Origin of the sequence: Luteimonas granuli (genome assembly GCF_007795095.1) — a bacterium.
Lineage (GTDB): Bacteria > Pseudomonadota > Gammaproteobacteria > Xanthomonadales > Xanthomonadaceae > Luteimonas > Luteimonas granuli.
The window spans coordinates 589,302-614,764 of record NZ_CP042218.1 but is presented as its reverse complement, the minus strand read 5'-3'; the positions used below and the strand labels follow the sequence as shown (position 1 = coordinate 614,764).

At 70.8% G+C, this 25,463-nt stretch carries 8 protein-coding genes and 1 pseudogene; 7 read left to right on the top strand and 2 right to left on the bottom strand.

Annotated features, from left to right (window positions below):
* Positions 1-192 precede the first annotated feature (192 nt).
* The 7 genes and pseudogenes from FPZ22_RS02725 (at position 193) to FPZ22_RS02700 (ending at position 22,130) form a co-directional block, all read left to right on the top strand.
* A complete protein-coding gene (locus FPZ22_RS02725; protein WP_168198911.1) occupies positions 193-5,703 on the top strand; it encodes a hybrid non-ribosomal peptide synthetase/type I polyketide synthase in 5,511 nt (1,836 codons plus the stop codon).
* Positions 5,700-13,781 (top strand): non-ribosomal peptide synthetase/type I polyketide synthase, encoded by an 8,082-nt coding sequence (locus FPZ22_RS13915; RefSeq protein WP_246120898.1) that lies wholly within the window; start codon positions 5,700-5,702, stop codon positions 13,779-13,781. Before FPZ22_RS02725 ends, FPZ22_RS13915 begins: the two co-directional genes overlap by 4 nt.
* Complete coding sequence (locus FPZ22_RS02715; protein WP_246120977.1) at positions 13,694-17,164, top strand: non-ribosomal peptide synthetase; 3,471 nt, start codon at positions 13,694-13,696, stop codon at positions 17,162-17,164. Before FPZ22_RS13915 ends, FPZ22_RS02715 begins: the two co-directional genes overlap by 88 nt.
* Positions 17,161-18,018: an alpha/beta hydrolase family protein gene (locus FPZ22_RS02710; RefSeq protein ID WP_144890017.1), complete on the top strand. Its 858-nt coding sequence runs from the start codon at positions 17,161-17,163 to the stop codon at positions 18,016-18,018. Before FPZ22_RS02715 ends, FPZ22_RS02710 begins: the two co-directional genes overlap by 4 nt.
* A complete protein-coding gene (locus FPZ22_RS02705) occupies positions 18,015-18,857 on the top strand; it encodes an alpha/beta fold hydrolase (RefSeq protein ID WP_144890015.1) in 843 nt (280 codons plus the stop codon). The genes FPZ22_RS02710 and FPZ22_RS02705 overlap by 4 nt, the downstream gene beginning before the upstream one ends.
* A pseudogene (locus tag FPZ22_RS14365) lies at positions 18,821-20,344 on the top strand (glucosamine inositolphosphorylceramide transferase family protein); the annotation flags it as partial. The gene FPZ22_RS02705 and the pseudogene FPZ22_RS14365, both read left to right, overlap by 37 nt.
* A 319-nt stretch (positions 20,345-20,663) precedes the next feature.
* The gene (locus FPZ22_RS02700) at positions 20,664-22,130 is read left to right on the top strand and encodes an oligosaccharide flippase family protein (protein ID WP_168198910.1); all 1,467 of its coding nucleotides are present in this window, start codon (positions 20,664-20,666) and stop codon (positions 22,128-22,130) included.
* An 80-nt stretch (positions 22,131-22,210) separates the two neighbouring features.
* On the opposite strand, the gene FPZ22_RS02695 is transcribed toward FPZ22_RS02700, so the two are convergent.
* Together FPZ22_RS02695 and FPZ22_RS02690 are read right to left on the bottom strand one after the other, a co-directional pair.
* Positions 22,211-23,989 (bottom strand): choice-of-anchor Q domain-containing protein, encoded by a 1,779-nt coding sequence (locus FPZ22_RS02695; RefSeq protein WP_144890010.1) that lies wholly within the window; start codon positions 23,987-23,989, stop codon positions 22,211-22,213.
* 454 nt (positions 23,990-24,443) lie between these two features.
* Positions 24,444-25,391 (bottom strand): methyltransferase domain-containing protein, encoded by a 948-nt coding sequence (locus tag FPZ22_RS02690; protein WP_144890008.1) that lies wholly within the window; start codon positions 25,389-25,391, stop codon positions 24,444-24,446.
* Between the last annotated feature and the right edge of the window lie 72 nt (positions 25,392-25,463).

Here is a 25,463-nt window from a genome sequence, read left to right as displayed (position 1 = left end):
GTCACTGGCCGCTGAAGCGGGCGATCGGCGTTCCACCACAGCAGGGGTCCGAGCGTATCGGCAGGGCAACAGATGGATGCGTGGGCTGGAAGCAGTGGAAGCAATGGAAGCAGCAGCGGGGCACGGTTGGACTTGCCCACCGATTTTTCCCGCGAGGGAGGGACGGCCCGCGAAGCGGCCTGCGTTGCCTGCATGATCGACGCCCCGCTGGAGCACCGGATCGCTGCGCTGGCGGAACGGTGCGGCGTCCGGTTCGATACTGTCCTGCTCGCGGCCTGGGTCGTGCTGCTGTCGCGACTGTCCCGCCAGGACGGGATCGTGATCGATGTCGCCGTCCGGCACGGCCGCACCGGCGGCGTCCGGCCGGCGATCGTTCCCGCTGTCGCGCTGCGACTGGACCTCGGTGGTCTTGCGACGTCCGGCCTGCTTGCGACCGTCGCCTCCGCGCTGCCCGCGGCCCGGCCCCCGGTTGCCGGAGGATCCCCGCGACAGATCGCGTTCCATGCCTCCGACGATGACCACGCACCGGATTCCGCCGTGACCGACGGGTACGAACTCGCGCTCCGGCTGTCGGGCACGCCCGGCCGGTGGCGACTGGCGCTGGGCTACGACGCCGGCCTGTACACCGCACGGAGCATCGAGCGCTTCCTCGGATATCTCCGCCAGCTGCTGCGTTCGATGGCCGAGGATGAAACCTGCGCGCTCGCGGCATTGCCGATGCTGGACACCAGGCAGCGCCGGGAGGCGCTGGAGGCGCACAATCCGGCCGCCAGCGGACATCCCGTCGACAGCTGCGTGCACGCGCTGTTCGAAGCCCAGGTGCGGCGCACACCTTCGGCCATTGCAGCGGTCGACGCGCGCCGGCAGCTCGGCTATGCCGCCCTCAACGCCGAAGCCAACCGCCTTGCCCATCATCTGCGTGCACACGGCGTCGGAACCGATGACCGGGTCGCGATCTACATGGACCGTGGCGTGGACCTGCTGGTCGCGCTGATGGCGGTGCTGAAGGCCGGGGCGGCCTATGTGCCGCTCGACCCGAGGTATCCGCTGGAACGGCTCGGCTACATGCTGGCCGACAGCCGGCCCGCGGCGGTGCTGACCGAGGGTCGCATGTTGTCGGCGTGGGAAGCGGGGCTTGCGCAGCATGTGCCCACGGTCCCGCTGTTCGATCTGACCGCGGCGACGCCGCCATGGACCGGGATGCCCGATACCGACCCGGATCCGCGCGCGGTCGGCCTCGAGGCCGGCCACCTGGCGTATGTGCTCTACACCTCCGGTTCCACCGGCCGGCCCAAGGCCGTCGCGATGCCGCACGCGCCGCTGGTGAACCTCGTGCACTGGCAGGTGCGCCAGCCCGGTTCGGACCTGCCTCGGCGCACGCTGCAGTTCGCGGCACTCGGCTTCGATGTCGCCTTCCAGGAAATCTTCGCGACGCTCTGCACCGGCGGCTGCCTCTGCATGGTCGAGCAGGACACCCGCGTCAGCGCGCACCGCCTGTTCGATTTCATCCGGACGCAGCGGATCGAACGGGCCTTTCTTCCGTACTTCGCGCTGCAGATGCTCGCCGAAGGCGTGGAAGCCGCGCTGGACGGAATGCCCGAGGACGCGGCGCTCGACTGCGCGCTGCGCGAAGTGATCACCGCCGGCGAGCAGCTGCGGATCGAGCCGAAGATCCGGCGCCTGTTCGAGCGCCTGCGCGGCTGCCGGCTGCACAACCATTACGGCCCGACGGAAACCCATGTGGTCACGGCGCTCACGCTGCCGGAGGACCCCGCGCAGTGGCCGCTGCTGCCGTCCATCGGCCGGCCGATCGCGAACGCGCGCGTGTACGTGCTGGACGACCTGCTGGAACCGGTCCCGCCGGGCGTCGTCGGTGAGCTCCACCTGGCCGGCCCGGTGGTGGCGCGCGGCTATGTCGGGCACGACGACCTGACCGCCGAGCGCTTCCTGCCCGATCCCTTCGTGGCCACGCCCGGCGCGCGCATGTACCGCAGCGGCGACCTCGGGCGCTGGTGCGTCGACGGCACGCTGGAATACCTCGGGCGGCGGGACCTGCAGGTCAAGGTCCGGGGCTTCCGCGTCGAGCCGGGCGAGATCGAGGTGCAGGCGATGGCCTGCCCTGGCGTACGCGAGGCCGGCGTGGTCGTGCGGGAGGACACGCCGGGGTTCAAGCGGATCGTCGCCTACTACACGCCCGTCGACCCGCTGCGGCCCGTCGCCGCCGAGACGCTGCGCCGGCACCTGGCTGGGGTCCTGCCCGAGTACATGGTGCCGGTCGCCTATGTTCCGCTGGACGCGCTGCCGCTCACTCCGAACGGCAAGCTCGACCGCGCGGCCCTGCCGCCGCCGGGCCGCGGGCGTCCCCGTTGCGCCGGTCCGTACGAGGCGCCGCGCGGAGACATCGAAGCGGCGCTGTGCGGGGCGATGGCGCATGTGCTCGACCTGGAGGAGGTCGGACGCCACGATGACTTCTTCAAACTGGGCGGCGGCTCGCTGCTCGCGGCACGCATGGTCGAACGGCTGCGCCGCGAGGCGGGCCTGGAACTCGCGGTGACCGCGCTCTTCGCACACCCTTCGCCGGCGGCACTCGCGCGGACGCTGGACGGCGGTACCGCCGATGCCGGCGCCATCGACGCGCGGCGGATGGCGACGCCCCGCCGGAGCGCGGGCGTGCATGAAGCGATCGCGATCGTGGCCATGGCGGGACGCTTCCCGGGGGCGGCCGACATCGAGGCGTTCTGGGACAACCTGTGCGCGGGGCGCGACTCCATCACCCGTTTCGCACCCGAGGAGCTCGACCGCAGCGTGGCCGCCGGCCTGCGCAGCGATCCGGACTACGTGCCCGCGCGCGGCGTGATCGACGGGGTGGAGCTGTTCGACGCGGGCTTCTTCGGCATCGCCCCGCGCGAGGCGGAGCTGATGGATCCGCAGCAGCGCATCTTCCTGGAACTCTGCTGGGAGTGCCTGGAGCGGGGCGGACACGCGCCGGGAACCGTCGGCGTGCCGGTGGGCGTGTTCGCGGGCGCGTACAACGCGAGCTACTACCGGAACAACGTCCTGGCCAATCCCGACCTCGTCGAGCGCATCGGAGCCTTCCAGGCGATGCTGGCCAACGAGAAGGACTACATCGCCACGCGCGTGGCGAACCGGCTCGACCTGACCGGCCCGGCGATGAGCGTGCAGACCGGATGCTCGACCTCGCTGGTCGCCATCTGCGCCGCGGTCGACAGCCTGCGCCTCGGGCGCTGCGACATGGCGCTCGCAGGGGGCGTGTCGATCACCAGTCCCGTGCGCAGCGGCCACCTCTACCAGGAAGGCGCGATGCTCTCACCGGACGGGCATACGCGGAGCTTCGATGCGAACGCGCGGGGAACGGTATTCAGCGATGGCGCGGCCGTGCTCCTGCTCAAGCGCCTGGAGGATGCGCAGGCCGACGGCGATCCGATCTATGCGGTGATCCGCGGTGCCGGGCTCAACAACGACGGTGGCGACAAGGCCAGCTTCACGGCGCCCAGCAGCGCCGGCCAGGCCGCGGTGATCGCGATGGCACTGGCCGACGCCGACGTCGACCCGCGCAGCATCAGCTATGTCGAAACCCACGGCACCGCGACACCGGTTGGCGACCCGATCGAGATCGAGGGCCTGACCCGCGCCTTCCGCGGCGCCACCGACGACATCGGCTACTGCCTGATCGGCTCGGTCAAGAGCAACATCGGGCACCTGGTGGCCGCCGCCGGCGTCGCCGGCGTGGTGAAGACGGCGCTGGCGCTGTCCGCGCGACGGCTGCCGCCCACGGTGCATTTCGCCACGCCCAATCCGACGATCGATTTCGCGAACACGCCGTTCCGCGTCGTGGACCGCCTGTCTGCCTGGGACAGTCCTCCCGGCGTGCCGCGGCGCGCAGGGGTCAGCAGCTTCGGCGTTGGCGGGACCAATGCCCATGTGGTGTTGGAGGAAGCGCCGCGGCACGAGCCCTCCGAACCGGGCCTGGCCCCGCACCTGCTGGCGCTGTCCGCGCGCGATCCCGATGCGCTGGCGGCGGCGACCCTGCGCCTGGCCGACCATCTGGAACGCCACCCCGACGCCTCCCTCGCCGACGTGGCATGGACGCTGGCGCGGGGTCGCAAGGCCTTTCCCCACCGGCTCGCCGTGGCGGCGGAGGACACAGGGGCCGCAGTCGCGCGGCTGCGCAGCCCCGCGGTCATGGAAATGGCCGCGGGCAGCCGTCCTGCGCGCGAGGCCGATGTCGTCTTCATGTTCCCGGGGCAGGGCGCGGTCCAGGCCGGCATGGGTCGCGGACTGTACGCACGGGAGCCGGCGTTCCGGGCGGCGTTCGACGAGTGCATGGAGCATCTGCGGTCGCTGCTGCCGGACCTGGGGGCGCGGATCTTCGGGGACGAGATCGAAGCGCTGCGGCCGACGGGCATCATGCAGCCGGCGACGTTCACGATCGAATACGCGCTCGCCAGGACCTGGCTCGCGCTCGGCCTGCGGCCGGTGGCGATGGTGGGCCACAGCGTCGGCGAGTTCGTCGCGGCGACGCTGGCGGGGGTGTTCGAACTGCCCGACGCGCTGCGCCTGGTGGCGCGTCGAGGCGCGCTGATGCAGGTGCAGCCCGGCGGCGGGATGCTCGCGGTCCGCCTCGGACTGGAGGCGCTGCTCGAGCGCCTGCCTCCCGGTCTGTCGCTGGCCGTCGAGAACGCGCCGGGCGCCTGCGTGGTGGCCGGTCCGCACGAGGCGGTCGCCGCATTCCAGGCGAGGCTCGATGCCGATGGCGTCGCCTGCCGGCTGCTCTGCACCTCGCACGCATTCCACTCCACCATGATGGAGCCGGTGGTGGAGCCGTTCCGGGCGGACGTGGAGGCCACGCCGCGCGGAGCTCCGTCGATTCCCCTGGTATCGACCGCGACCGGGCAGTGGCTGGATGCGGCGACTGCCGGCTCCGCGGACTACTGGGCCGCGCACCTGCGGGCGCCGGTGCGTTTCGCGCGGGCCGTTGCACAGCTGGCAGGCGACGCTCCGCGTGTCCTGCTCGAGGTCGGGCCGCGCGCCGGCCTGTGCCAGTTCGTGCGCCAGCATCCCGAGGCCCAGCGGCGGCCGCAGCTGGCGACGGTGATGTCGCTGGCCGATGCCGCCGACGCGGGGGCGGAAGCCGCCAGCCTGCTGGAAGCGGCGGGCCGGCTGTGGAGCCTGGGCGCCGACATCGACCTGGCCGGCTTAGACCACCGGCGGATACGCCGCCGCGTGTGCCTGCCGACCTATCCGTTCCGGAGATGCCGTTACTGGGTAGATCCCCCCTCGACGGACGATGTCGTGCACCAGGCTGCCATCACCACGCCGCCGGAGCCGGAACCGCTCCCGGTGCCACGGTCCGTCCAGGACGGAGCCGTTTCCGCGGACCCGCAATGCGTTGCGGCACAACGCAAGCTCACGCTGGTCGACGAACTGCGCGCGCTGTTCGCGGACGTCGCCGGCCTCGACCTGTCCGGAGCGGATCCCGACGCGAATTTCATGGAGCTCGGCCTGGACAGTCTGATGCTGACCCAGGTGGTGCGCCAGGTGCAGAAGGCGTTCAGGGTGCAGATCACGTTCCGCGAGCTGATGGGCAGCTGCGCCAGCCTTGGCAGGCTTGCCGCGATGCTCGACGCGCAGCTGCCCGCCGACGCCCGCGGGGCGCACGCACTTTCAAGGAGCACGTCGTGAATGATCGACCGCGAGGCCTGGCCGCGACCGGGCTGGAGGTTCCGCAACGCGCGGTCGACGTGCTGGATCTGTTCCGCGAGCGGGTCGAATCCGCGCCTTCCGCGACCGCCGTGTCCCGGGGCGCGGCCGACACCAGCTATCGGGAGCTCGACGAGCGCTCCAGCCAGGTGGCCGCTGCGCTGGTATGCGGTGGCGCGGAGAGGGGCACCATCGTTGCGATCCTGCTCGGCGATCCGCTCGACAGGATCGTCGCCATCCTGGGATGCCTGAAGGCCGGCTGCGTCTTCGCCGCCCTGGATGCGACTCATCCGGCAGGTCGGTTGCAGCACATGCTGGACACCTGCGCGGCGCGCTGGATGATCCTGGATGCATCCACCGCCACCCTTGCCTCCGTACTGCTGCAAGGGCGCCAGGGTGCCACCGTCGTCTCGATGGGCGCAGTGACCCTTCTGGCCGATCGCTCCACCGATCAGTTGGTGGAGGTCCTCGACGCGACCGGATACGGGACGGACAGGGTGTCCGTGCCGACGCTGCCCGACGATCCCTGCTACGTCTACTTCACCTCCGGCTCGACCGGCCGGCCCAAGGGCATCGTCGGCCGGATCCGCGGGCTCGCCCATTTCATCCAGTGGGAGATGGCCGAGTTCGGCCTGGGGCCGGGGTCGCGCATCAGCCAGCTGACCGGGCCGGCGTTCGACGTCTACCTGCGTGACGTGTTCGCAGCGCTGTGCAGCGGCGGCACCGTATGCATCCCGCCGGCGGCGGGACTCCCGGGGCCCGCGCTGGCCGACTGGATCGAGCAGGCGCGGATCACCCTGGTGCACTGCGTTCCCTCGGTCTTCCGGCTCCTGCTGGCGAGCGATCCCGCTCCGGACCGTTTCCCCGCGCTCCGGTTCGTGCTGCTGGCGGGCGAGAGCCTGGCGCCGGCGGATGCCAACGCGTGGATCGGGCGCTTCGGCGCGCGCGCCCGGCTCGTCAACCTGTACGGTCCGACCGAGACGACGTTGGCGAAGTTCTTCCACCGGCTGCCGGCCACCGCGGTGAGCGGCGACTTCGTGCCGATCGGCAAGCCGATGCCGGGCTCCGAGGCGATCCTGCTCGACGCCGGGCTGGCGCCCTGCGCGCCCGGCGAAATCGGCGAACTGTTCATCAGGACGCCCTATCGCACGCTGGGCTACTGCAACGCCCCCGAGCTCACCGCAGCGGCCTTCATCTCCAATCCCTGCGGCACCGATCCCGGCGACCTGGTCTACCGGACCGGCGATCTTGTCCAGCAGCTGCCCGATGGCAGTTACCGCTTCGTCGGCAGGAAGGACTTCCAGGTGAAGATCCGGGGCAACCGGATCGAACCCGGCGAGATCGAGGCCCGGCTGCGCGAATGCCCGGGCGTCCGCGAAGCGGTGGTGGTGGCGCGCGAGGACCGGCCCGGCGACGTGCGGCTGGTGGCCTACTACGTGCCCGACGGAAGCGGGGTCATGGCCCCCGACCTGCGCGCCAGGCTCGCCGCCAGCCTGCCGGACTACATGGTTCCGGCGTTCTGCCTGCCGCTGGACCGTCTGCCCCTGTCCGCGAACGGCAAGATCGATCGCGCCGCGCTGCCGGCGCCGGGAACCGGCCGCCCGGACCTGGCCGTCGCCTATGCCGGACCGGCCAGTGCCGGGGAGGCGCGCGTGTGCGAAGCCTTCGCAGGCATCCTCGGCATCGAACGAGTCGGACGCCTCGACAATTTCTTCGACCTCGGCGGCAATTCGATGCTGGCCCTGCAGCTGCTGGCGCGACTGCAGGAGGACAGCGCGCGGCCCTTGCCCGCGACCCTGGTCTACTCGGCTCCCACGCCGGCCGCACTGGCCGCGGGGCTCGCGCGGAGTGAAGCCGTGGCCATCGGAGGACAGCGCTTCCCGAGCCGCCACCCCGCCGCTTCCGGCGCATCGATCGGGCAGGCGCCCACCCACGAACCCGTGGCCATCATCGCGATGGCGGGCCGCTTCCCGGGCGCCGGCGATGTCGAGGCCTTCTGGGACAACCTGTGCGCCGGGCGCGAGTCGATCACCGTGTTCCCGCCCGAAACGCTGGATCCGTCCATCCCGCTCGCCGACCGCATGCATCCCTGCTACGTGGCCGCGCGCGGCGTGATCGACGGCGTGGAGGAGTTCGATGCCGGCTTCTTCGGCATCAGTCCGCGCGAAGCCGAGCTGATGGACCCGCAGCACCGGATCTTCCTCGAACTGTGCTGGGAGTGCATGGAGCGCGGCGGCGAGGTCCCGGGTGCCACCGCGGGCCCCGTCGGGGTGTTCGCCGGCACCTACCACTCCACCTACCTGCGGCGCCATGTGGCGGCGCACCCGGACCTGGTCGCCAAGGTCGGGGCCTACCAGGTCACCCTGGCGAACGAGAAGGACTACATCGCCACGCGCATCGCGCACAAGCTCGATCTGACCGGGCCGGCGATCAGCCTGTACACGGCGTGCTCGACCTCGCTGGTGGCGATCTGCCAGGCGGTGGACAGCCTGCGCGCGGGAGCGTGCGACATGGCGCTGGCCGGCGGAAGCTCCATCGTCTGTCCGCCGCGGACCGGGCACATCTACCAGGAAGGGGCGATGTTCTCCCCCGACGGCCGCACGCGCACCTTCGACGCCGCGGCCCATGGCACCGTCTTCAGCGACGGCGCCGCGGTCGTGCTGCTGAAGCGGCTGCCGGACGCGATCAGGGACGGCAATCCCGTGCACGCGGTGATCCGTGGAGGCGCGGTCAACAACGACGGGGGCGCCAAGGCCAGCTTCACCGCGCCCAGCAGCGACGGCCAGGCGGCGGTGATCGCGATGGCCCAGGCCAGGGCCGGAGTGTCCCCGCGCAGCATCGGCTACCTGGAAGCGCATGGCACCGCGACCCCGATGGGCGACCCGATCGAGATCGAGGGGCTGGTGAAGGCGTTCCGCCTGGGCACGCCGGATTCCGGCTTCTGCCGGATCGGTTCGGTCAAGAGCAACGTCGGCCACCTGGTGATCGCGGCCGGCGCCGCGGGCGTGATCAAGACCGCGCTGGCGCTGGAACAGCGGAAGATCCCGCCCAGCCTGAACTTCGAGCGGCCCAATCCCGCCATCGATTTCTCCGCCTCGCCCTTCGTGGTCAATGCCGTCCTCGGCGACTGGAGCCATGCGGAGCCGCCGCTGCGGGCCGGCGTCAGTTCGTTCGGCGTCGGCGGGACCAACGCGCACGTGGTGCTCGAAGAGGCACCCGTGTTGCCCGTGTCCCAGCCTGCCGCCGGCAGCCAGCTGCTGGCCCTGTCGGCGCGCACGCCGGCCGCGCTGCTCGGCGCCGCGGGTCGGCTGGCGGACTTCCTCGAGCGGGAAAGCGATCGGAGCGGAGGCGGCAACGCCACACCGCCGAATCTCGCGGATGTGGCCTGGACGCTGGCGGTCGGGCGCAAGCCCTTCGCGCACCGCGTCACGATCGTCGCCGGGCAGGTCGAAGAGGCCATCACCCGGCTGCGCAGCGCCGAGCTGGCCGCCGCCATCGGGCGTGGTCGCCCGGTGCGCAACTGCGAAACGGTCTTCATGTTCCCGGGCCAGGGATCGCACTATGCCGGCATGGGTCGCGCGCTGCACGAGGGCGAACCGGAATTCGCCGAAGCGTTCGACGCCTGCGCGGACATCCTCGACGCGGCGGCTGGCATGGACCTGCACGGGCTTGCCTTCGGCGATGATCCCGCGGCGCTGCTGCCGACGGCGGTGATGCAGCCTGCGATCTTCGCGATCGAATACGCACTGGCACGGCTGTGGATGGCGCGAGGCGTCGTTCCGGTGGCCATGATCGGGCACAGCGTCGGGGAGTTCGTGGCGGCGACGCTGGCGGGTGTGTTCACGCTGCCCGACGCACTGCGCCTGGTCGCGCGGCGCGGCGCCCTGATGCAGGCGCAGCCCGCCGGCGGAATGCTGTCGGTGCGCATGGCCCTCGAGCCACTGCTCGACCGCCTGCCGCCGACCCTCGCGCTGGCGGCGGAGAACGCTCCTGGCGCCTGCGTCGTCGCCGGCCCGGTGGACGCCATCGCCGCGTTCAAGCTGCAGTTGGACGAATCCGGGGTCGCCTGCCGCGTGTTGCTGACTTCGCACGCGTTCCACTCCGCAATGATGGATCCGGTCGTCGCGCCGTTCCAGGCCGAGGTCGAGGCGGTCGAACGTTCCGCCCCGACGCTGCCCCTGGTCTCGACCGCGACCGGCGACTGGCTCGATGTCGCGCAGGCGATGTCGCCGCAGTACTGGGCCCGTCATCTGCGCGAGCCCGTGCGCTTCGCCGCGGCCCTCGGCCGAGTGATCGATTCTCCGGCCCGCGTGCTGCTCGAAGTGGGACCGCGCACCACGCTGGCGACGCTGGCGCGCCAGCATCCGGCGCTGCAGCGGCATGACACGATCGCCGTGGCGTCGCTGGCCGATGCGCCCGGAAACGAAGCCTCCGCGCTGCGCCTCGCCGCCGGCCAGCTGTGGTCGCGCGGAACCGGGATCGACCTGGCCGGTTTCGACCATCGCAGCACGCGCAGGCGCGTGCGACTTCCGACCTATCCGTTCGAGCGCAAGCGCTACTGGGTGGAAGCGGCGCCCGCCGTGGACGACACGGTTGCCACGCGGCTGCCCGCTCCCGAACCCCTGATCACGGCGGACGCGTCGGCGACGGAGCCCCATCCGGAGCCGGCCGCGGCGGACGCGGCGGCAGCGGACATGTCGCCGGATACCGGGCCCGGCCGGCACGATCGCCTGCTGGCGCAGCTTGGGATCCTGTTCACCGAATTCACCGGCATCGGGATCACCGACGATGCTGTGTCCACCCGTTTCGTCGAGCTTGGCCTGGACAGTCTGATGCTGACCCAGGCCGCGAGGATCCTGCAGGACAGGTTCGATGCCCGCATCACGTTCCGGCAGCTGATGGGCGAGTGCGGCTCGCTGGAGCTGCTGGCAGGGTGGCTCGACCGGCAGTTGCCGGCCGAAGCGTCGGAGTCGCCCGGGACCGCGGCCGGCGAGCGCCCCGGAAGCGAACGCGGGACGCTGATCGTACCGAGCACCGGATCGCAGCAGGAAATCTGGCTGGCCGACCAGCTTGGCCGGGAAGCGTCGCTGGCCTTCAACCTTTCGGTGTCGCTGCGCCTGCGCGGCACCCTGGACAGGCAGGCGCTGCGCGCCGCGCTGCAGGAGCTGGTCGCGAGGCACGATGCGCTGCGTTCCCACCTGGGCCCGGACGGTCAGGTGCTGTACGTGCATGAGCATCGCGAGCTGCCCCTGCAGGTCCACGACCTCAGGGGCCTGGACGACGAGGGCCGCAGGCTGGCGATCGACGGACATCTGCGCGATACGGTCGAAACGCCCTTCGACCTCGCTTCGGGACCACTGTTCCGCGCCGGCCTGCTGCACGTGTCGGACAACGACCACCTCTTGCTGATGACCGCGCATCACATCGTCTGCGACGGATGGTCGTGGGGGGTGATCGTGCGCGAACTGGCCGCGTTGTACGGCCGGCACATGGGGGTATCCGACGCGCCCTTGTCCGAGCCGGCGCTCTTCTCGGACTTCGCGAAGGCCGAAGCGGAGCGGGACGCGGAGGCCACCGAGGCGGACGTGGCGTACTGGCTGTCGTGCTTCCCGGGCGAAGTGCCGGTGCTGGACCTGCCCGTCGATCGCCCGCGGCCGCAGCGGCGCAGCTTCGCGTCGGCGCGCGTGGATCACACGCTCGACGCCGCGCTGCTGGCGGCCGTGCGGAGCATGGGCGCCCGCCGGGGCGCCAGCCTGTTCGCGACCCTGCTGGCCGCTTTCTCGACGCTGCTCTCGCGGCTTTCGCGACAGTCGGACGTGGTGGTGGGGATTCCCGCCGCCGGCCAGCCGTCGGTCGGGCAGGCCGACCTGGTCGGGCACTGCGTCAACACGCTGCCGCTGAGGTTCGGGATCGATCCCTCGCAGTCGTTCGCGCACGCGGTCGAAGCCGCACAGGCGAGCCTGCTCGATGCCCTGGAGCACCAGGGCTGCACCTTCGGCACCCTGCTCAGGAGGCTGCGGATCGGGCGTGACCCGGCGCGCATTCCGCTGGTCAGCGTCATGTTCAACCTCGAGCGCGGCTTCGATGATGAAGGGGCCGCATTCCCGGGCCTGGCCATGGAGGCCGGCAGCGCGCCGCGCAGCTTCGAAACCTTCGAGCTGTTCGTGAACGCAGCACAGGTCCACGGCGAGCTGCGCCTGGAATGCCAGTACAACCGCGACCTGTACGACGCGGGAACCGTGCGCCGTTGGCTGCGCGCCTACGAAACCCTGCTGCGGGCCGCGGTCGGTGAACCGTCGGCGGAGTTGGGCAGCCTGCCGCTGGTCGACCCGGTCGCGCAGGCGGAGCTTGCGTCGCTGCAGCCGGTGCCGGTGGCCTTCGACCGCGAGTGCCGGATGCACGAATACTTCGAGCGGCAGTGCGACCGCGCGCCCGATCGCGTCGCGGTGCGCTTCGGCGCCTCGATGTACAGCTATGCCGCACTCGAGGAACGGGCCAACCGCATCGCGCACCTGCTGCGCAGGCACGGGGTGCGTCGCGGCGCGCTGGTGGGCCTGGCCCTGGATCGCGGATTCGACATGCTGGCGTCGGTGCTGGGCGTTCTCAAGGCGGGTGCCGGCTACGTGCCGCTGGATCCCGGTTTTCCGCACGAGCGGCTTGCCTACATGGCCGCCGACGCCGGTCTCGCGGCACTCCTGACCACGCGCGCGCATGCGGCCGTCTTCGATCCGCAGGGTCGGGCGGTGCTGTCGCTGGACGCGCTGGATGCCGGACTCGCCGCCATGCCCTCCACTCGCATCGGCCGCGACGAGGGCGCCGCGGAGCCGGAAGGCGTCGCCTACGTGATCTACACCTCGGGATCCACGGGTCGCCCCAAGGGCGTGCAAGTGCCGCACCGCGCGGTGTCCAATTTCCTGACGGGCATGCGCCACGAGCCGGGGATCGGTGCCGGCGACCGCCTGCTCGCGGTCACCACGCTGTCCTTCGACATCGCCGTGCTGGAGCTGCTGCTGCCGCTGAGCGTCGGCGCCATGGTCGTGCTTGCCGACCGCGAGGCGGCGGCCGACGGTGCAGCGCTGTCGGCGCTGCTCGTCGACAGCCGCGCGACGGTGATGCAGGGCACGCCCTCCACGTGGCGGATGCTGCTGGAGGCAGGATGGACCGGCGTTCCGGGGTTCACGGCGCTGTGCGGCGGTGAGCCGCTGCCGCCCGACCTCGCCGCGCAGCTGCTGCCCCGCTGCGATGCACTGTGGAACCTCTACGGACCGACCGAAACCACGGTGTGGTCGACCGTCGCGCGCATCGTTCCCGCGGCGGTGGAGGAGGGCACGCCGGACATCGGCATCGGCCACCCGATCGCGAACACGCGGGTCTGGATCCTGGACCCGCGCGGCGGACTCTGCCCCTGCGGCGTGTCCGGCGAGATCGCCATCGGCGGCGAGGGGGTGACGCTGGGCTATCTGGACCGCCCCGAGCTGACCGCCGCGCGCTTCCTGCCCGACCGGTTCAGCACCGACCTGCGCGACGGCCCGGCCCTGCTGTACCTCACCGGAGACCTGGGTCGCTGGCGCGCCGACGGGCGGCTGGAACACCAGGGCCGGCTCGACTTCCAGGTCAAGATCCGCGGCCACCGGATCGAGCTGGGCGAAGTGGAGGCCGTCCTTGCGCAGTGCCCGGGCGTGGCCCGGGTCACGGCGGTGGCGCGCGAGGATCGGCCGGGCGATGTGCGGCTGGTCGCTTACGTGGTGGCGCAGTCCGGTGAGGTGGTCGACGAGGCGGCCTGCATGGCGCACCTGCGACGCCAGCTGCCGGACTACATGGTGCCTCAGCACCTGGTCGCCCTGGACGCAATGCCGCTGCTTCCCAACGGAAAGATCGACCGCGGCTCGCTGCCCGCGCCGTCGCCCCCCTGGCAGGCGGGATGCCGTCGCGCGGGCCGCGCAGCGAGGCCGAGGAGCGTATCGCCGCGATCATGGCGGAGGTGCTCGGACTGCCCGCCGTGGACGTCGAGGCCGACTTCTTCGCGCTCGGCGGACATTCGCTGCTGGGTGCCAGGCTGATGGGCCGCATCGGACGGGCGCTCGGGGTGCAGCTGCCGCTGCGCGCGCTGTTCGAGGCGTCCACCGTCGAGCGTCTGGCGGAACTGGCGACGGCCGCCCGCCAGGGACAGCAGGCAGGCGGCGGCGACATCCCACACCACCCGGACCAGTCGCTGGCCCCATTGTCGCGGATGCAGCGGCGGGTGTGGATCCAGGAGCAGATCCAGCCGGGCGGAGCGGCCTACACCATCGCCTCCGCCTACCGCCTGACCGGCCCCCTGGACGTGCGGGCGCTGGAGTCCGCGCTGGCCGAGGCCGTGCGGCGCCAGCCGACGCTGCGCACGGAGCTGGGACAGAGGGGCGATGTGACTGTGCAGCGGGTGCTCGGACACGTCGCGGTATCCCTGCCGCTGGAGGACCTGTCCATGCGGCCTCCGGAGGACGCCGGCGCCGAGGCCACGCGGCGGATGGTCGAGCTGTCCGCGCAGCCCATCGCGATGGACAGGGCGCCCCTGTTCCGCGCCTGTCTGTACCGGCTTGCCGCGGACACCCACGTCTTCTTCTTCATGGTGCACCACGTCGTCTGGGACGGCGTTTCGCAGGACCGGTTCTGCGCCGGACTGGCGGCCCTGTACGCGGCCATCAGCGAAGGCCGGTCCGCGGAACCGGCGGAGCTCGAACGCAGCTACGTGGACTTCGTCCACTGGCACCTGGCCCGGGCCGACAGCCCGGAGGCGCGGACGCAGCTGGCGTACTGGACGGAGTCCCTGTCCGGCGATCTGGCACCGCTGCAGCTTCCCGAGGATCTCCCGCGGCCGCCGGTGCCGACGGGGCGCGGCGGCTCGGAGTCCGTGCGCCTCGATGACAGGGCGCTGGCCCGGCTCCGCCAGGTCGGCGCAGGCGTGGATGCCAGCCTGTTCATGACCCTGCTCGCGGCGTACTTCGCCTGGCTGCACCGCATCACCGGGCAGGAGGACCTGGTGGTCGGAGTCCCGGTGCGCGAGCACCTTTCCGAGGCGATGGACCGCGTCCTGGGATTCTTCGTCAACATCCTGCCGGTCAGGGTGCAGGTGGATCCCGACCTCTCGTTCCTGCAGCTGGTCGAGCGCGTCCGCCGGGCGGTGCTGGACTGCTTCACCCATCCCGATGTCGCGCTGGAAGACCTGGTGCAGGCGCTGGGCCTGCGCCGCGACCCCGGCCGCAATCCGATCTACCAGGCCGTGTTCTCGTTCCAGGAGGCCGGCTCCACTCCCGCCTGGGGAGCCGTGGCCTGCGAGCCCGTGGACCTGCCGCAGACCACCGCGACCAACGACCTGGCGCTGTGGTGCCAGGCCGATGCGCGCGGACTGGCGGCCACGCTGAACTACAACGCCGACATCATCCTCCCGGAGTCCGCCGCGCGCATGCGCCGGGGTTTCGAGGCGCTGCTGGCTTCGGCGCACACGGCACCCGGGACTCCGGTCGGCGACCTCGACTGCGTGGGTGCCGAGGATCGCAGGATGCTGCAGGAATGGAATGCCACCAGCGTGCCGCTCGAGGCGCCGGCCAGCGTGCATGCGATGGTCATGGCGCAGCTTCGGGCCACGCCGTCGGCCGCCGCGATCCATTTCGACGGGCAGGTGACGAACTGTTCGCAGCTGCAGGCGCGCAGCGAACGCATCGCGTCCGCGCTGGTCGCGCGGGGCGTCGCCGGCGGCGACCTGGTGGGCGTCTGCCTGGACCGCGATACCGACCTCGTCGCAAGCATGATCGGCGTGCTGCTGGCTGGCGCCGCCTATGTGCCGCTGGACCCCGCCTATCCCCCGGACCGCCTGCGTTTCATGGCCGAGGACGCCGGCCTGAAGCTGGTGGTCAGCAAAGGCGGACTGGCGGCGCCGCTGCAGTGGCCGCGGCACCAGCTGCTGCTGCTGGATGCCGATGGTGCGCAGATCGATTCCATGCCCCCGCCCGCCGGATTTCCCGACGTCGGCCCGGACGCGCCGGCTTACGTCATCTACACCTCCGGATCGACCGGAAAGCCGAAGGGCGTGCGCGTGCCCCACGGGGCGGTGGTGAATTTCCTGCGCAGCATGCGCCGCGAACCGGGAATCTCGCCGTCCGACCGCCTGCTGGCGGTGACGACCACGTCGTTCGACATCGCGGTGCTGGAACTGTTCCTGCCGCTGGCTGCCGGTGCGACCATCGTTCTCGCCTCGCGCGAACAGGTCTTCGATGGCGCGGCGCTGGCGCGGCTGCTGCACGCCAGCGAGGCCACGCTCCTGCAGGCCACGCCATCCGTCTGGCGCCTGCTGCTGGATTCTGGCTGGCGGGCACGCCCCGGTTTCAAGGCCCTGTGCGGCGGCGAGCCTTTGCCCGTGGACCTGGCGCGGCGGCTGCTCGCGCAGGGCATCGAGCTGTGGAACATGTACGGCCCGACCGAAACCACGGTCTGGTCCACCTGCGCCCGGGTGCACGCGTCCGGGGATGGCGGGGCGCCGGACATTCATATCGGGCGCCCGATCGACAACACGACGGTGTGGGTGCTGGATGCGCGCCGGCAGCTCTGTCCGCCCGGAGTCCCCGGCGAGATCCACATCGGTGGCGCCGGCATGAGCCTGGGCTACCACGACCGGCCGGAGCTCACCGCCGAGCGGTTCATTCCGGACCCGTTTCCGGGAGTGGCGCGCTTCGAGGGATCCACGCTTCCTGCACGTTTGTACCGCACCGGCGACCGCGGACGCTGGCGCCACGACGGCGTGCTCAGGCATGAAGGGCGGCTCGACTTCCAGGTCAAGCTGCGCGGGCACCGGATCGAACCGGGGGAGATCGAGACCCTGCTCGTGGGGCGAGGCGAGGTCGCCCGCGCGCTGGTGATGGTGCGCGAGGACCGGCCGGGCGACGAACGGCTGGTGGCGTACCTTGTCGCGGGCACGGGTGCACGGATCGAAGAGGATGCGCTGCGCGGCCAACTGCGCGGCCAGCTTCCCGCGTACATGGTGCCGCAGCATTTCGTCGTGCTCGACGCCATGCCGCTGCTCCCGAACGGGAAGGTCGACCGCAGCGCGCTTCCGGTGCCGGTCGCGGCCGCGGTGCAGCTGCCGCGCGGGGCGGAGGAAGCGACCGACCCGCGCGTGCGCTACCTCTCCTCCGTCTGGTCGGACCTGCTGGGACTGCCCGCGGGGCCGGACGACAACTTCTTCGATCTTGGAGGGCACTCGATGCTGGCGGTGCAGATGGCGAACCGCGTCGAGCGCGACACCGGCGTGCGGATCAAGCTCATCCGCCTCGGCGCGGAGACCCTGGCCCAGGTCGCGGAAGCACTGCCCGTTCCCGTGACCGGACAGGCGCCGGTCGCCGGTCTGGGCATGCGGCTCGGCGATCGCTTCCGGCGTCTCCTCGGGCGCGCCGCAGGATCCACGTCGTGACGACGTCCGTACTTGCCGCCCGCGCTGCGGACCGTCCGGGAGTGGTCGCGGCCGGGATCGGCGACTGGGAACCCTTCTGGCTCGGCTCGCCCCCGCGCACCCTGTACGCGGCCCTGCATCCGGCGCCAGGCATCCATTCGACGGGCGTGGTGCTGGTGCCTCCGCTGCTGGACGAGCTGCCGCGCAGCCGCCGCTTCATCACTGAAGTCGCCGGCGAGCTGGCGGGCATGGGCCTGCCTTCGCTGCGCTTCGACTTCCACGGTACGGGCGACTCGTCCGGCCGCGGCGACGAGTTCGATTTCGATTCCATGCGCGCCGACCTCGATCTCGCGGTCGCGGAACTGCGCGCGCGCACCGGAGTGGCGAGGCTGGTGCTGCTGGCCTGGCGCGGAGCCGCGCTCGCCGTGGGCGCATGGCGCTCGTGCGGCGGCATGGCCGATCTGGTCGTGCTGTGGGAGCCGGTGTGCGATGGCGCCGCCTGGCTGCGCGAACTCGTGGACGCGGATGTGGAAGCCAGGAAGGTCCTGCCGCCGCCGCGCCCGGGCGTGCCGCGCACCGGCGGCCCCGACGACGGCCAGCTGATGGGCTACAGGGCGTCACCACGCCTGCGCATGCAGCTCGCGCGCGCGCGGCTGGATCCGGACCTGGCGGGCGGCGACGTGCCGGTGTGGGCGATCCTGCGCCCGGACGGCGGCGACGCGCCGATCGCTGCGACGCGGAGCTGGTCCCTGCCCGAATCCGCGCCGAAGTTCGCCGGGGGCGTATCGATGGATGCCACGCTGTTCCTCACTCCGCCCATGCGCGGGTTCGTGCGCGAGCTGGGTGCGGCCCTTTGCGCGGGGGCGTGGACATGAACCTGGCCTGCCGCCCGGCTCCGTCCGCGGTCGACGCGGGACCCGATGCCTTCGTGCGCTTCGGTCCGGGCGATCGACTGACGGGCGTGCTGGGGGGCGTCCATGGAACGGGGCCCGTGCTGCTGCTGCCCAGTGCCGGCCTGCAACCCCGCGCTGGCCCGTTCCGGCTGCATGTCGAGCTCGCGGGGCGGCTGTCCGCCCGCGGGATCCGCAGCTTCCGCTACGACATCCCGGGCGTCGGGGAGGCGCCCCGCCTGAGCGGTTGCGATGCCGCCCGGGCAACGCTTGCCGCGATGGATCGTCTCGAGGAAGAGCACGGCTGCCGGAGCTTCGTCATCGGCGGCATCTGCAGCGCGGCCGACACCGCGTGGGAGGTCGCGGGCCTCGACCGGCGCGTGGTCGGGATCCTGCAGGCGGACGGCATCTGTTTCGCAGGGCCCTGGTACCACTATGCACGGGTGCTTGGCCTGCTGCGCCGCCTGCCGCGGGAGTGGCGACGCTTCGCGCGCATGCTGCCGGCGCGCGTCCGCGGCGGCACCGGCCTCGACTCCGCGGCCTTCCGCACGTGGCCGGACCTCGCGCAGGCGCGGCGCGACTTCGCCCGGCTGGTGCAGCGTGATGCTCGGCTGCTTTTCATCTTCAGCGGCGCCTACGAGGAGCGTTTCCTGCATCCACGCCAGTTCGGATGGACGTTCGGTCCCGCCGCACGCGACCCGCGGGTCACGATGTACTACTGGCCCGATTGCGATCACACCTATTTCGGAGGCGTGCATCGCGAACGACTGATCGGGACCGTCGAGCAATGGATGACCGGACTGGCCGCTGGAGAACAGCCATGAACCGCGACGCCTCGGGCAGGACCAGCGCGCTGTACCCGGTGCCGTCCGGCATTGAAAGGCCCTTGCGGGTCGTGCTCGTGGTGCCGCCGCAGGTGCCCGCATGGCTCAGGGTGTTCAGGGATCTGGCGCTGCGCCATGAATGGCTCGAGCTGGTCCTGGTGTCCGGTCCCGAAGCGCCGCTTCCCAGGGTCCTGGACACCGGCGTCGGTGTGCGCCTGTTCCTCGCCTGGGAACGGCTCCTCCACCGCGGCGCCAACACAAGCCTGACGCCGGAAGCGCTTGCTTCACCGCCCGGCCCCGGCGTCCGGGCCACGACGCCCGACGCACTGCTGGCGCAGGTCGAAGCGCTGAGTCCGGATCTCGCGCTCGTGGTCGGGCCGCAGGAATGGGCCTCCGTGTTGGCTCCCTGCGTTGCCATGGGCTGCTGGCACCTGGACGCCAGCCTCGTCGACGCCCGCTACGCGGGGCTTTCGCTGCTGTCGTTCATGCTGCGTGGTGAACCGGCGACACATGTGGAGCTGGTGGTGCAGGGGGCCACCATGGAACCCGTGCTCGTGGCGGGAAGCTGGGGTCGGACGCGCGCATCCTTCCTCAAGACGCGCAACGATGCCTTCTGCAAGCTGCCGGCGCTGCTGCTGCGCGCGCTGCTGCGGGTCGCGGCCGGGCAGGGACCCCCGCTGGGCGGTTCTGCAGCGGAACTGCGGCTGCGGCCGCAGTCGCTGCAGGGGCATGCCGCGGGTGTGCGCCTGCTGCTGTCGACCCTGAGGGCGCAGGCGCGGTCATTGCGGGGGCGGTTCAAGGACCGCGGGTGGATGCTGGTCGTACGCGATGGTCCGGCGCCGCTGGACCCCGCGGCGCCGGAGATGGGGCGGCACACTCTCCTGAAGGCATCGGAGGGATGGTGGGCCGATCCCTGCGTGGTCTCCACCGGGCAGCAGGTGCTGCTCTTCGTCGAGGAGATGGACCTGGCGACCGGCAAGGCCTCCATCGCCTGCGTGGAACTGGCCCGGGGCGGGGCCCGCAGGCTGGGAACGGCGCTCAGGGAGCGGGGGCACCTGTCCTTTCCGCAGGTGTTCCGCTGGGAGGACGAGTGGTACATGACCGTGGAATCCGGCTACGCCCGCCGGAGCAGCCTGTACCGTGCCCGTGGCTTCCCGCTGGAGTGGAGGCGCGTCCGGGACCTCGTCGCGGGCTGGGCCTGCGTGGATCCTGTGCTGCACCGTCACCAGGGCGACTGGTACCTGTTCGTCAACGTGGCCGAAAGCGGCAACAGCACCAGCGACGACCTGTTCCTGTTCATCGCCGACGGCCCCGAGGGTCCGTTCCGCCCGCATCCGGCCAGTCCCATCGTGTGCGATGTGAGGCGCGCCCGGATGGCCGGCCGGATCTTCAGCCATCAGGGGCGCCTGATCCGGCCCTCCCAGGATTGCGGTCCGAACTATGGCAACGCCGTCGTGTTCAACGAGATCCTCGAGCTTGGCCCCGGGGTCTACCGCGAGCGCGTGCTGTCGAAGCTGGCGGCGGATTTCGCCCGCACACCCGAGGGTTGCCACAGCTACAGCATCGACGGTGGCGTCGAGGCCCTCGACATCTTCGGGCGGGCGCCGCGGGATGCGGTGTTCCTCGAGCTGTTCGACGGCGACCGCCCCAGGGCGGCGGCGGGAGCGCCGCCCTCGCGGACGGACCTGGCGCCGCCGCGGGGGCGGACGTCGCCGGGATGTCGCTGGTGGGGACCGGGCCAAGCGGCCGGGCGGAATGAACAGCCTGCCCGACTCGGGAACTGCAGTCGATCGGCATCCAGTGGCAGTGCCCCGCAAGCCCCCCAGCATTTCCACGCATTACCTGCGCTATTCGGCGTCGAACGCGCTGGCCCTGCTGGCCGGCTTCATCTCGTTTCCGATCCTCACCCGACTCCTGGACAACACCCAGTTCGGCATCCTCAGATACTACGAATCCTTCATGCTCTTCGGGATTGCGATCATCAAGCTGGGGGCGCCCCACGCGATCGTCCGCCTCTATCCCTACGAGGGCGATGCGAAGGAGATCAGGGCGTTCGGCACCAACAGCGTGATGCTGCCGCTGATGCTCTCCGCGATGCTGTGGATGCTCGGTGCGATCGGTCTCGCGGCGTGGAGCCAGCAGCGTGCCGAAGGCTTCGATCCGATCTTCTGGTGCGCGGTGCTGCTCACGCCGATGCTGGCCGCCAGTGCGATCGTGCAGTCGGTGATGCGCGCCAGCGAGCGGTCGGACATCGTCATGGCGTCGCGCATGCTGGGCCGCCTTCTGGAGCTGGCGCTGGTGCTGGCCGCGGTGATCCTGGTGCAGCAGAGTGCGCTGGCCGTGTATGGCGGAAAGATCGCCGCCGCCGTCCTGCTGCTGGTCTGGCTCATGTACTGGCTGCGCAGGAACATCCGCTTCGCGCGCGAGGCGATCGACTTCGGAGCGCTGCGCGCCGGGCTGATCTACGGCCTGCCGCTGATGGTCCACGAACTGACCTATGCCGTCCTGTCCAACATCGATCGCGTGCTGATCAAGCAGATCACCGGCGACTTCGCCATGGCCGGCATCTACACCATCGGCTGGTCGCTGGCCATGCAGGTGAACCTGTTCATCTCCGCGACCTTGTCCGAAGCCTTCATTCCGGTCGCCAACCGGGTGTACGAGAGCGGAGGCAGCGAGGGGGTCCGGGCGCTGAAGAAGCGGATCCTGGTCCCGATGACCTATGCGGTGGTGGCGATCGTCGCGATGGTGCTGGTCACCGGAAAGGACCTGATCGTGGCGCTGAGCGGCGCAAGCAAGGCGGCGTCGGGCGAAGTGTTCGTGGTCCTCGGCATCACCGTTTCGCTGCAGGCCCTGGTCGGGATCTCCAGCTTCGGCATGCTGTTGAAGAAGCGCACGATGCTGGTGCTGATGATCACCGTCGGGACCACGTTGTTGAACGTGGCGATGAACTTCATCCTGATCCCGCGCCTCGGATACATGGGCGCGGCATGGGCCGCGGCGATCAGCTACGCGGCGATGGCCGCGGCGCAGTTCATCGGCTGTCCGAAAGGCCTGGTGCAACTGCCCGGCGCGCGCACGCTGGCGCTCGCCCTGTTCTGGGGGATCGTGCTGGTGGGCGTGGCCGAGGGCACGGGGCTGTTCGGCCTGCAGGGCGCATGGCCCCGGCTGGCGGTGGCGGGGCTGCTGCTTGCGGTCCTCTACGTTCTGCCCGTCCTGGCGCTGGATCCCGAGCTCCGCCGTGGCGTGGCGACGCTCCGGGCGCGGAAGTGAAGTGCCAGGCGAAGAAAAAGGGGCGGGTCTTTCGACCCGCCCGCTCAATTTCCCGCACTGCGGGCTTCAACGCCGAGGACTTATTTGATCCTGCCCTTGCCCTTGCCCTTGCCGTTGTTCGTCTTCTTGTCGGTCTCCTCGCTGCTCGACGGAAGGCCGTTGGCAGTGTCGACCGGGTCGATTTCGTAGGCAGGCGAGTTGCCGCCGGTGAAGATCGGATCCGGCTCCGGGGTCGGCTCCGGGGTGGGTTCCGGGGTCGGCTCGGGAGTCGGTTCCGGCGTGGGTGCCGGAGTCGGCTCCGCGCTCGTCGCGCCATACTCGTAGGCACCGATGTCGCTGGCCTTGCCCGTCGGGCGCTTGCCGAGGACGAAGTCGGTGGTCACCGCGCTGATCAGCGGCGCGGTGTCGATCACGGGGCTGCCCGCGAGCGGCTCGGCGTCGAAGCCCGCCAGCGTCATGTTGGCCAGCTTGGGGTTCACGCAGGTGGTGCCGCTGGGGCACGACGACACGTTCCAGGCCAGGTTGCCGGAAAGCGTCTTGGCACCCGGGGCCCTGCCGGCGTTGAACGGAACCTTCGAGCCACTGGCGAAGTACGGGAACCCGACTCCGACGTTGTTGAGGATCCGGATGCGGTCGGAGGTGCTTCCCTCGCTGTGTCCGATCAGCGTTTCACCCTCGCCGGCGATGGTGTTGTGGCGCACGGTGACGGTGTCGTTGCCGGTCAGGTACAGCAGCAGGGCGGCCCCGTAGGCGCGGCAGTTGTCGCCGTCCTGCATGAAGTACTTGCCCTTGAAGAAGGTGCAGTGGCCGACGATGACGGAATTCTCGATCAGGGCGTTGCCGCTGACCTTGACCTGGTTGCCGGCGTTGGCGACGGCATAGACCCGGCGCAGGGTGACGTTGGTGCTGTCGGCGCCGTTCATGTAGAGCAGGTCGAGGCCGTCGGAGGTGTTGTGGTGGATGTAGGCGTCCTCGATCAGCCACTGGCCGCCGGTGGAGGTGGTGCCCAGGCCATCGCCGTAGCCGCCGCTCTTCTGGCCCCAGCAGGCCCAGGGCTCGCCCGTGGCGACGCGCTCGCCGCAGCCGTTCCAGCCGATCTCGATGTCGCGCATGACGATCTTGCCGGCGTTGGAGCCGTTGGTGCCGACGTTGCCGTCCCAGCCGGCGCTGCCGTTGCGGTTGATCCTGACGCGCTCCAGCGTCCAGTCGGTGAGGGCGCCGGCCTGGAAGCCGCGGGCGCCGAGGCCGTGGACGTCGAGATCGTGCAGCCAGACGTTGCGGGAGTTGCTGGCATAGACGCCGACACGCGCCCAGGCGTCGCCGCTGTCGCACTTGGCGGTGGTGTTGGAATGGTTGAAGACGCAGTCGCTGAGGTCGGTGACGTCGAGGTGGCCGATCTCGACGTGGGAGCTGCCCTCGAGGTTGAGGACGCGGTGGATGCCATTGGCGCCGGCCAGCCTGGGCAGGCTGCCGCCGGTCTTGCCGAGGATGCGGGTGCGGGCCGACGCGCTGCCGCTGGGGACGGGCTGCATGACGCTGCCGATGCGGTAGGTGCCGCTGCCGATGATCAGGGTGTCGCCGCCGGCGATGCGGGCGGTGCCGGAGTTGGGGAGGGCGACGAGCGGGCTGTTCCATGCGCAGTTCTGCGCGGAGCCGCTGCCGGGGTAGCGCGCATCGCTGCGGCCGTTGCACTGGGTGGCGCTGCCACCGTCGGTGCGGACGTAGTACGTGGCGGCCTGGGCGGAACCGATGGCGCCGAGGCCAAGTGAAGCGGTGAGGAGGAGGGACGCGAGGGGACGGGACTTGAAGGTGCTCGCGACTAAAGGCGGGTGGGACTGGAACGTGCTGAGTCGAGTCACTTTGATGGGAACTCCGGAAGGGTTTCGGGGGAAGGCCCATCCATGGTCCGGAGCGGACTCTAGGGATCGAAGTGGCTTGGAGAAACGGCGATTTTTCTGATCTGAGAAGTGCGTCCCACCTTTTTCGGACGGCCTTCCGGAAACGGCGCATCGGACCGTCCGGGGAAGGTGCTATCGTTCAGCGAGGTGAAAGGCCCTGCGCGGCGGACTGCCGACACTGGGCGGCAAACCTGCGAGGCAGGGCGCAACGGGCTCGCGGAAGGGCAGCGGAAAGCGGCCTTCTTCACAGCCGTGAACAACGCGCGCCGGACCGGCCGCGTCGGACTGGCCCGGAAAGATGCCTGGCGGTCACGCCGGGCGGAAGGAACGGGAACACCGCGACGCCGGGCGCCCGCCGGCGCCCGGCTTCTGGATCATCGTTGCGGGCGGGGGCGAGTCACCCCGCGGTTCGGCGTCAGGCGTGCACCGCCGGAGCGGGCTCCGGAAGGGCGTGTTCGAGGACCATCCAGAAGCCCAGCCAGCTGAGCTCTTCCGTCGGTATGTCGCGGAAGCCGGCCGCGAGATTGGGCCGGATCCGTTCGATCTGCTCCGGCTCCAGCCTTCCGGTGTGTTCGAGCTCCTTGAAGCGCAGGTGGTTGCGCTCGACGAGCTCCCTGTACTTGTCCACCCGCCAGCGGTTCGGATTGCCCTTGTGGCTGTTCATCAGCCGGTAGACGGGTTCCGGCCAGGTGAGGAAATCGAACGGGTGGTAGCGATCCATGCCGTGGCTCTTCAGGTCCACCTTGTGGATGGCGATTCCGTCCCGGCTCAGCGCGGACGCCATGTCGTCCATCGTCATGTCCAGCCGGTCGACATGTTCGAGCACCGCACGGGAAATGATCAGATCGTAGGCGGCCGTCCTGCCGATGAGGCCGTCGCGGGTGACGGCGTAGGCGATGGCCCGCGGGTCGAAGCCGCTCTCCGGCTCTCCGTATTCCACAAAGGCCCGGCACGCCCGCTCACGTTGCTCCGGGCCGAGCGTATCGATCAGTTCCCGGTAGGCCTGGAGGTTGTTGTCCGTGGCCCGCTTGAGCGGAAAGCGGTCCACGCACTGCACGGAGCTGGCGCCGTGCGCATACATCAGCAGCGCGACACCCAGCACGTCGCCGGGCCCGTATTCAAGCACCGACCGGCCCCGGAGGAACCGGGCCTCCTTCCCGCTCTCGACGCCGAGCCGTTCCATGTATTCGTTGAAGCAACGCCTGAAGTAGGCAGCGATCCGGGCCGGTGGGTCCTTTTCGTTGCCCCGTCCCGTCTGCCCGGTCAGCCCGACGTAGAGGCCAGGCGTGAACCGGGCCACCTGGTTCATCAGTGCGGCCTTGGTGACGCGGAGCGCGTCTCGTGCGGGGTTCTCCGAATACATCGACCCTCTCCGGTGCGTGGACGGCGGTACCGCTGGGAACGCAGGCCGGTCGCGCAGGCGGACACCGGGGGC

Coding starts and splice junctions, on each gene's coding strand:
- FPZ22_RS02725 (WP_168198911.1), top strand. CDS start 193: ATGATCGACGCCCCGCTGGAGCACCGGATCGCTGCGCTGGCGGAACGG.
- FPZ22_RS02715 (WP_246120977.1), top strand. CDS start 13,694: ATGGCGGAGGTGCTCGGACTGCCCGCCGTGGACGTCGAGGCCGACTTC.
- FPZ22_RS02705 (WP_144890015.1), top strand. CDS start 18,015: ATGAACCTGGCCTGCCGCCCGGCTCCGTCCGCGGTCGACGCGGGACCC.
- FPZ22_RS02690 (WP_144890008.1), bottom strand. CDS start 25,391: ATGTATTCGGAGAACCCCGCACGAGACGCGCTCCGCGTCACCAAGGCC.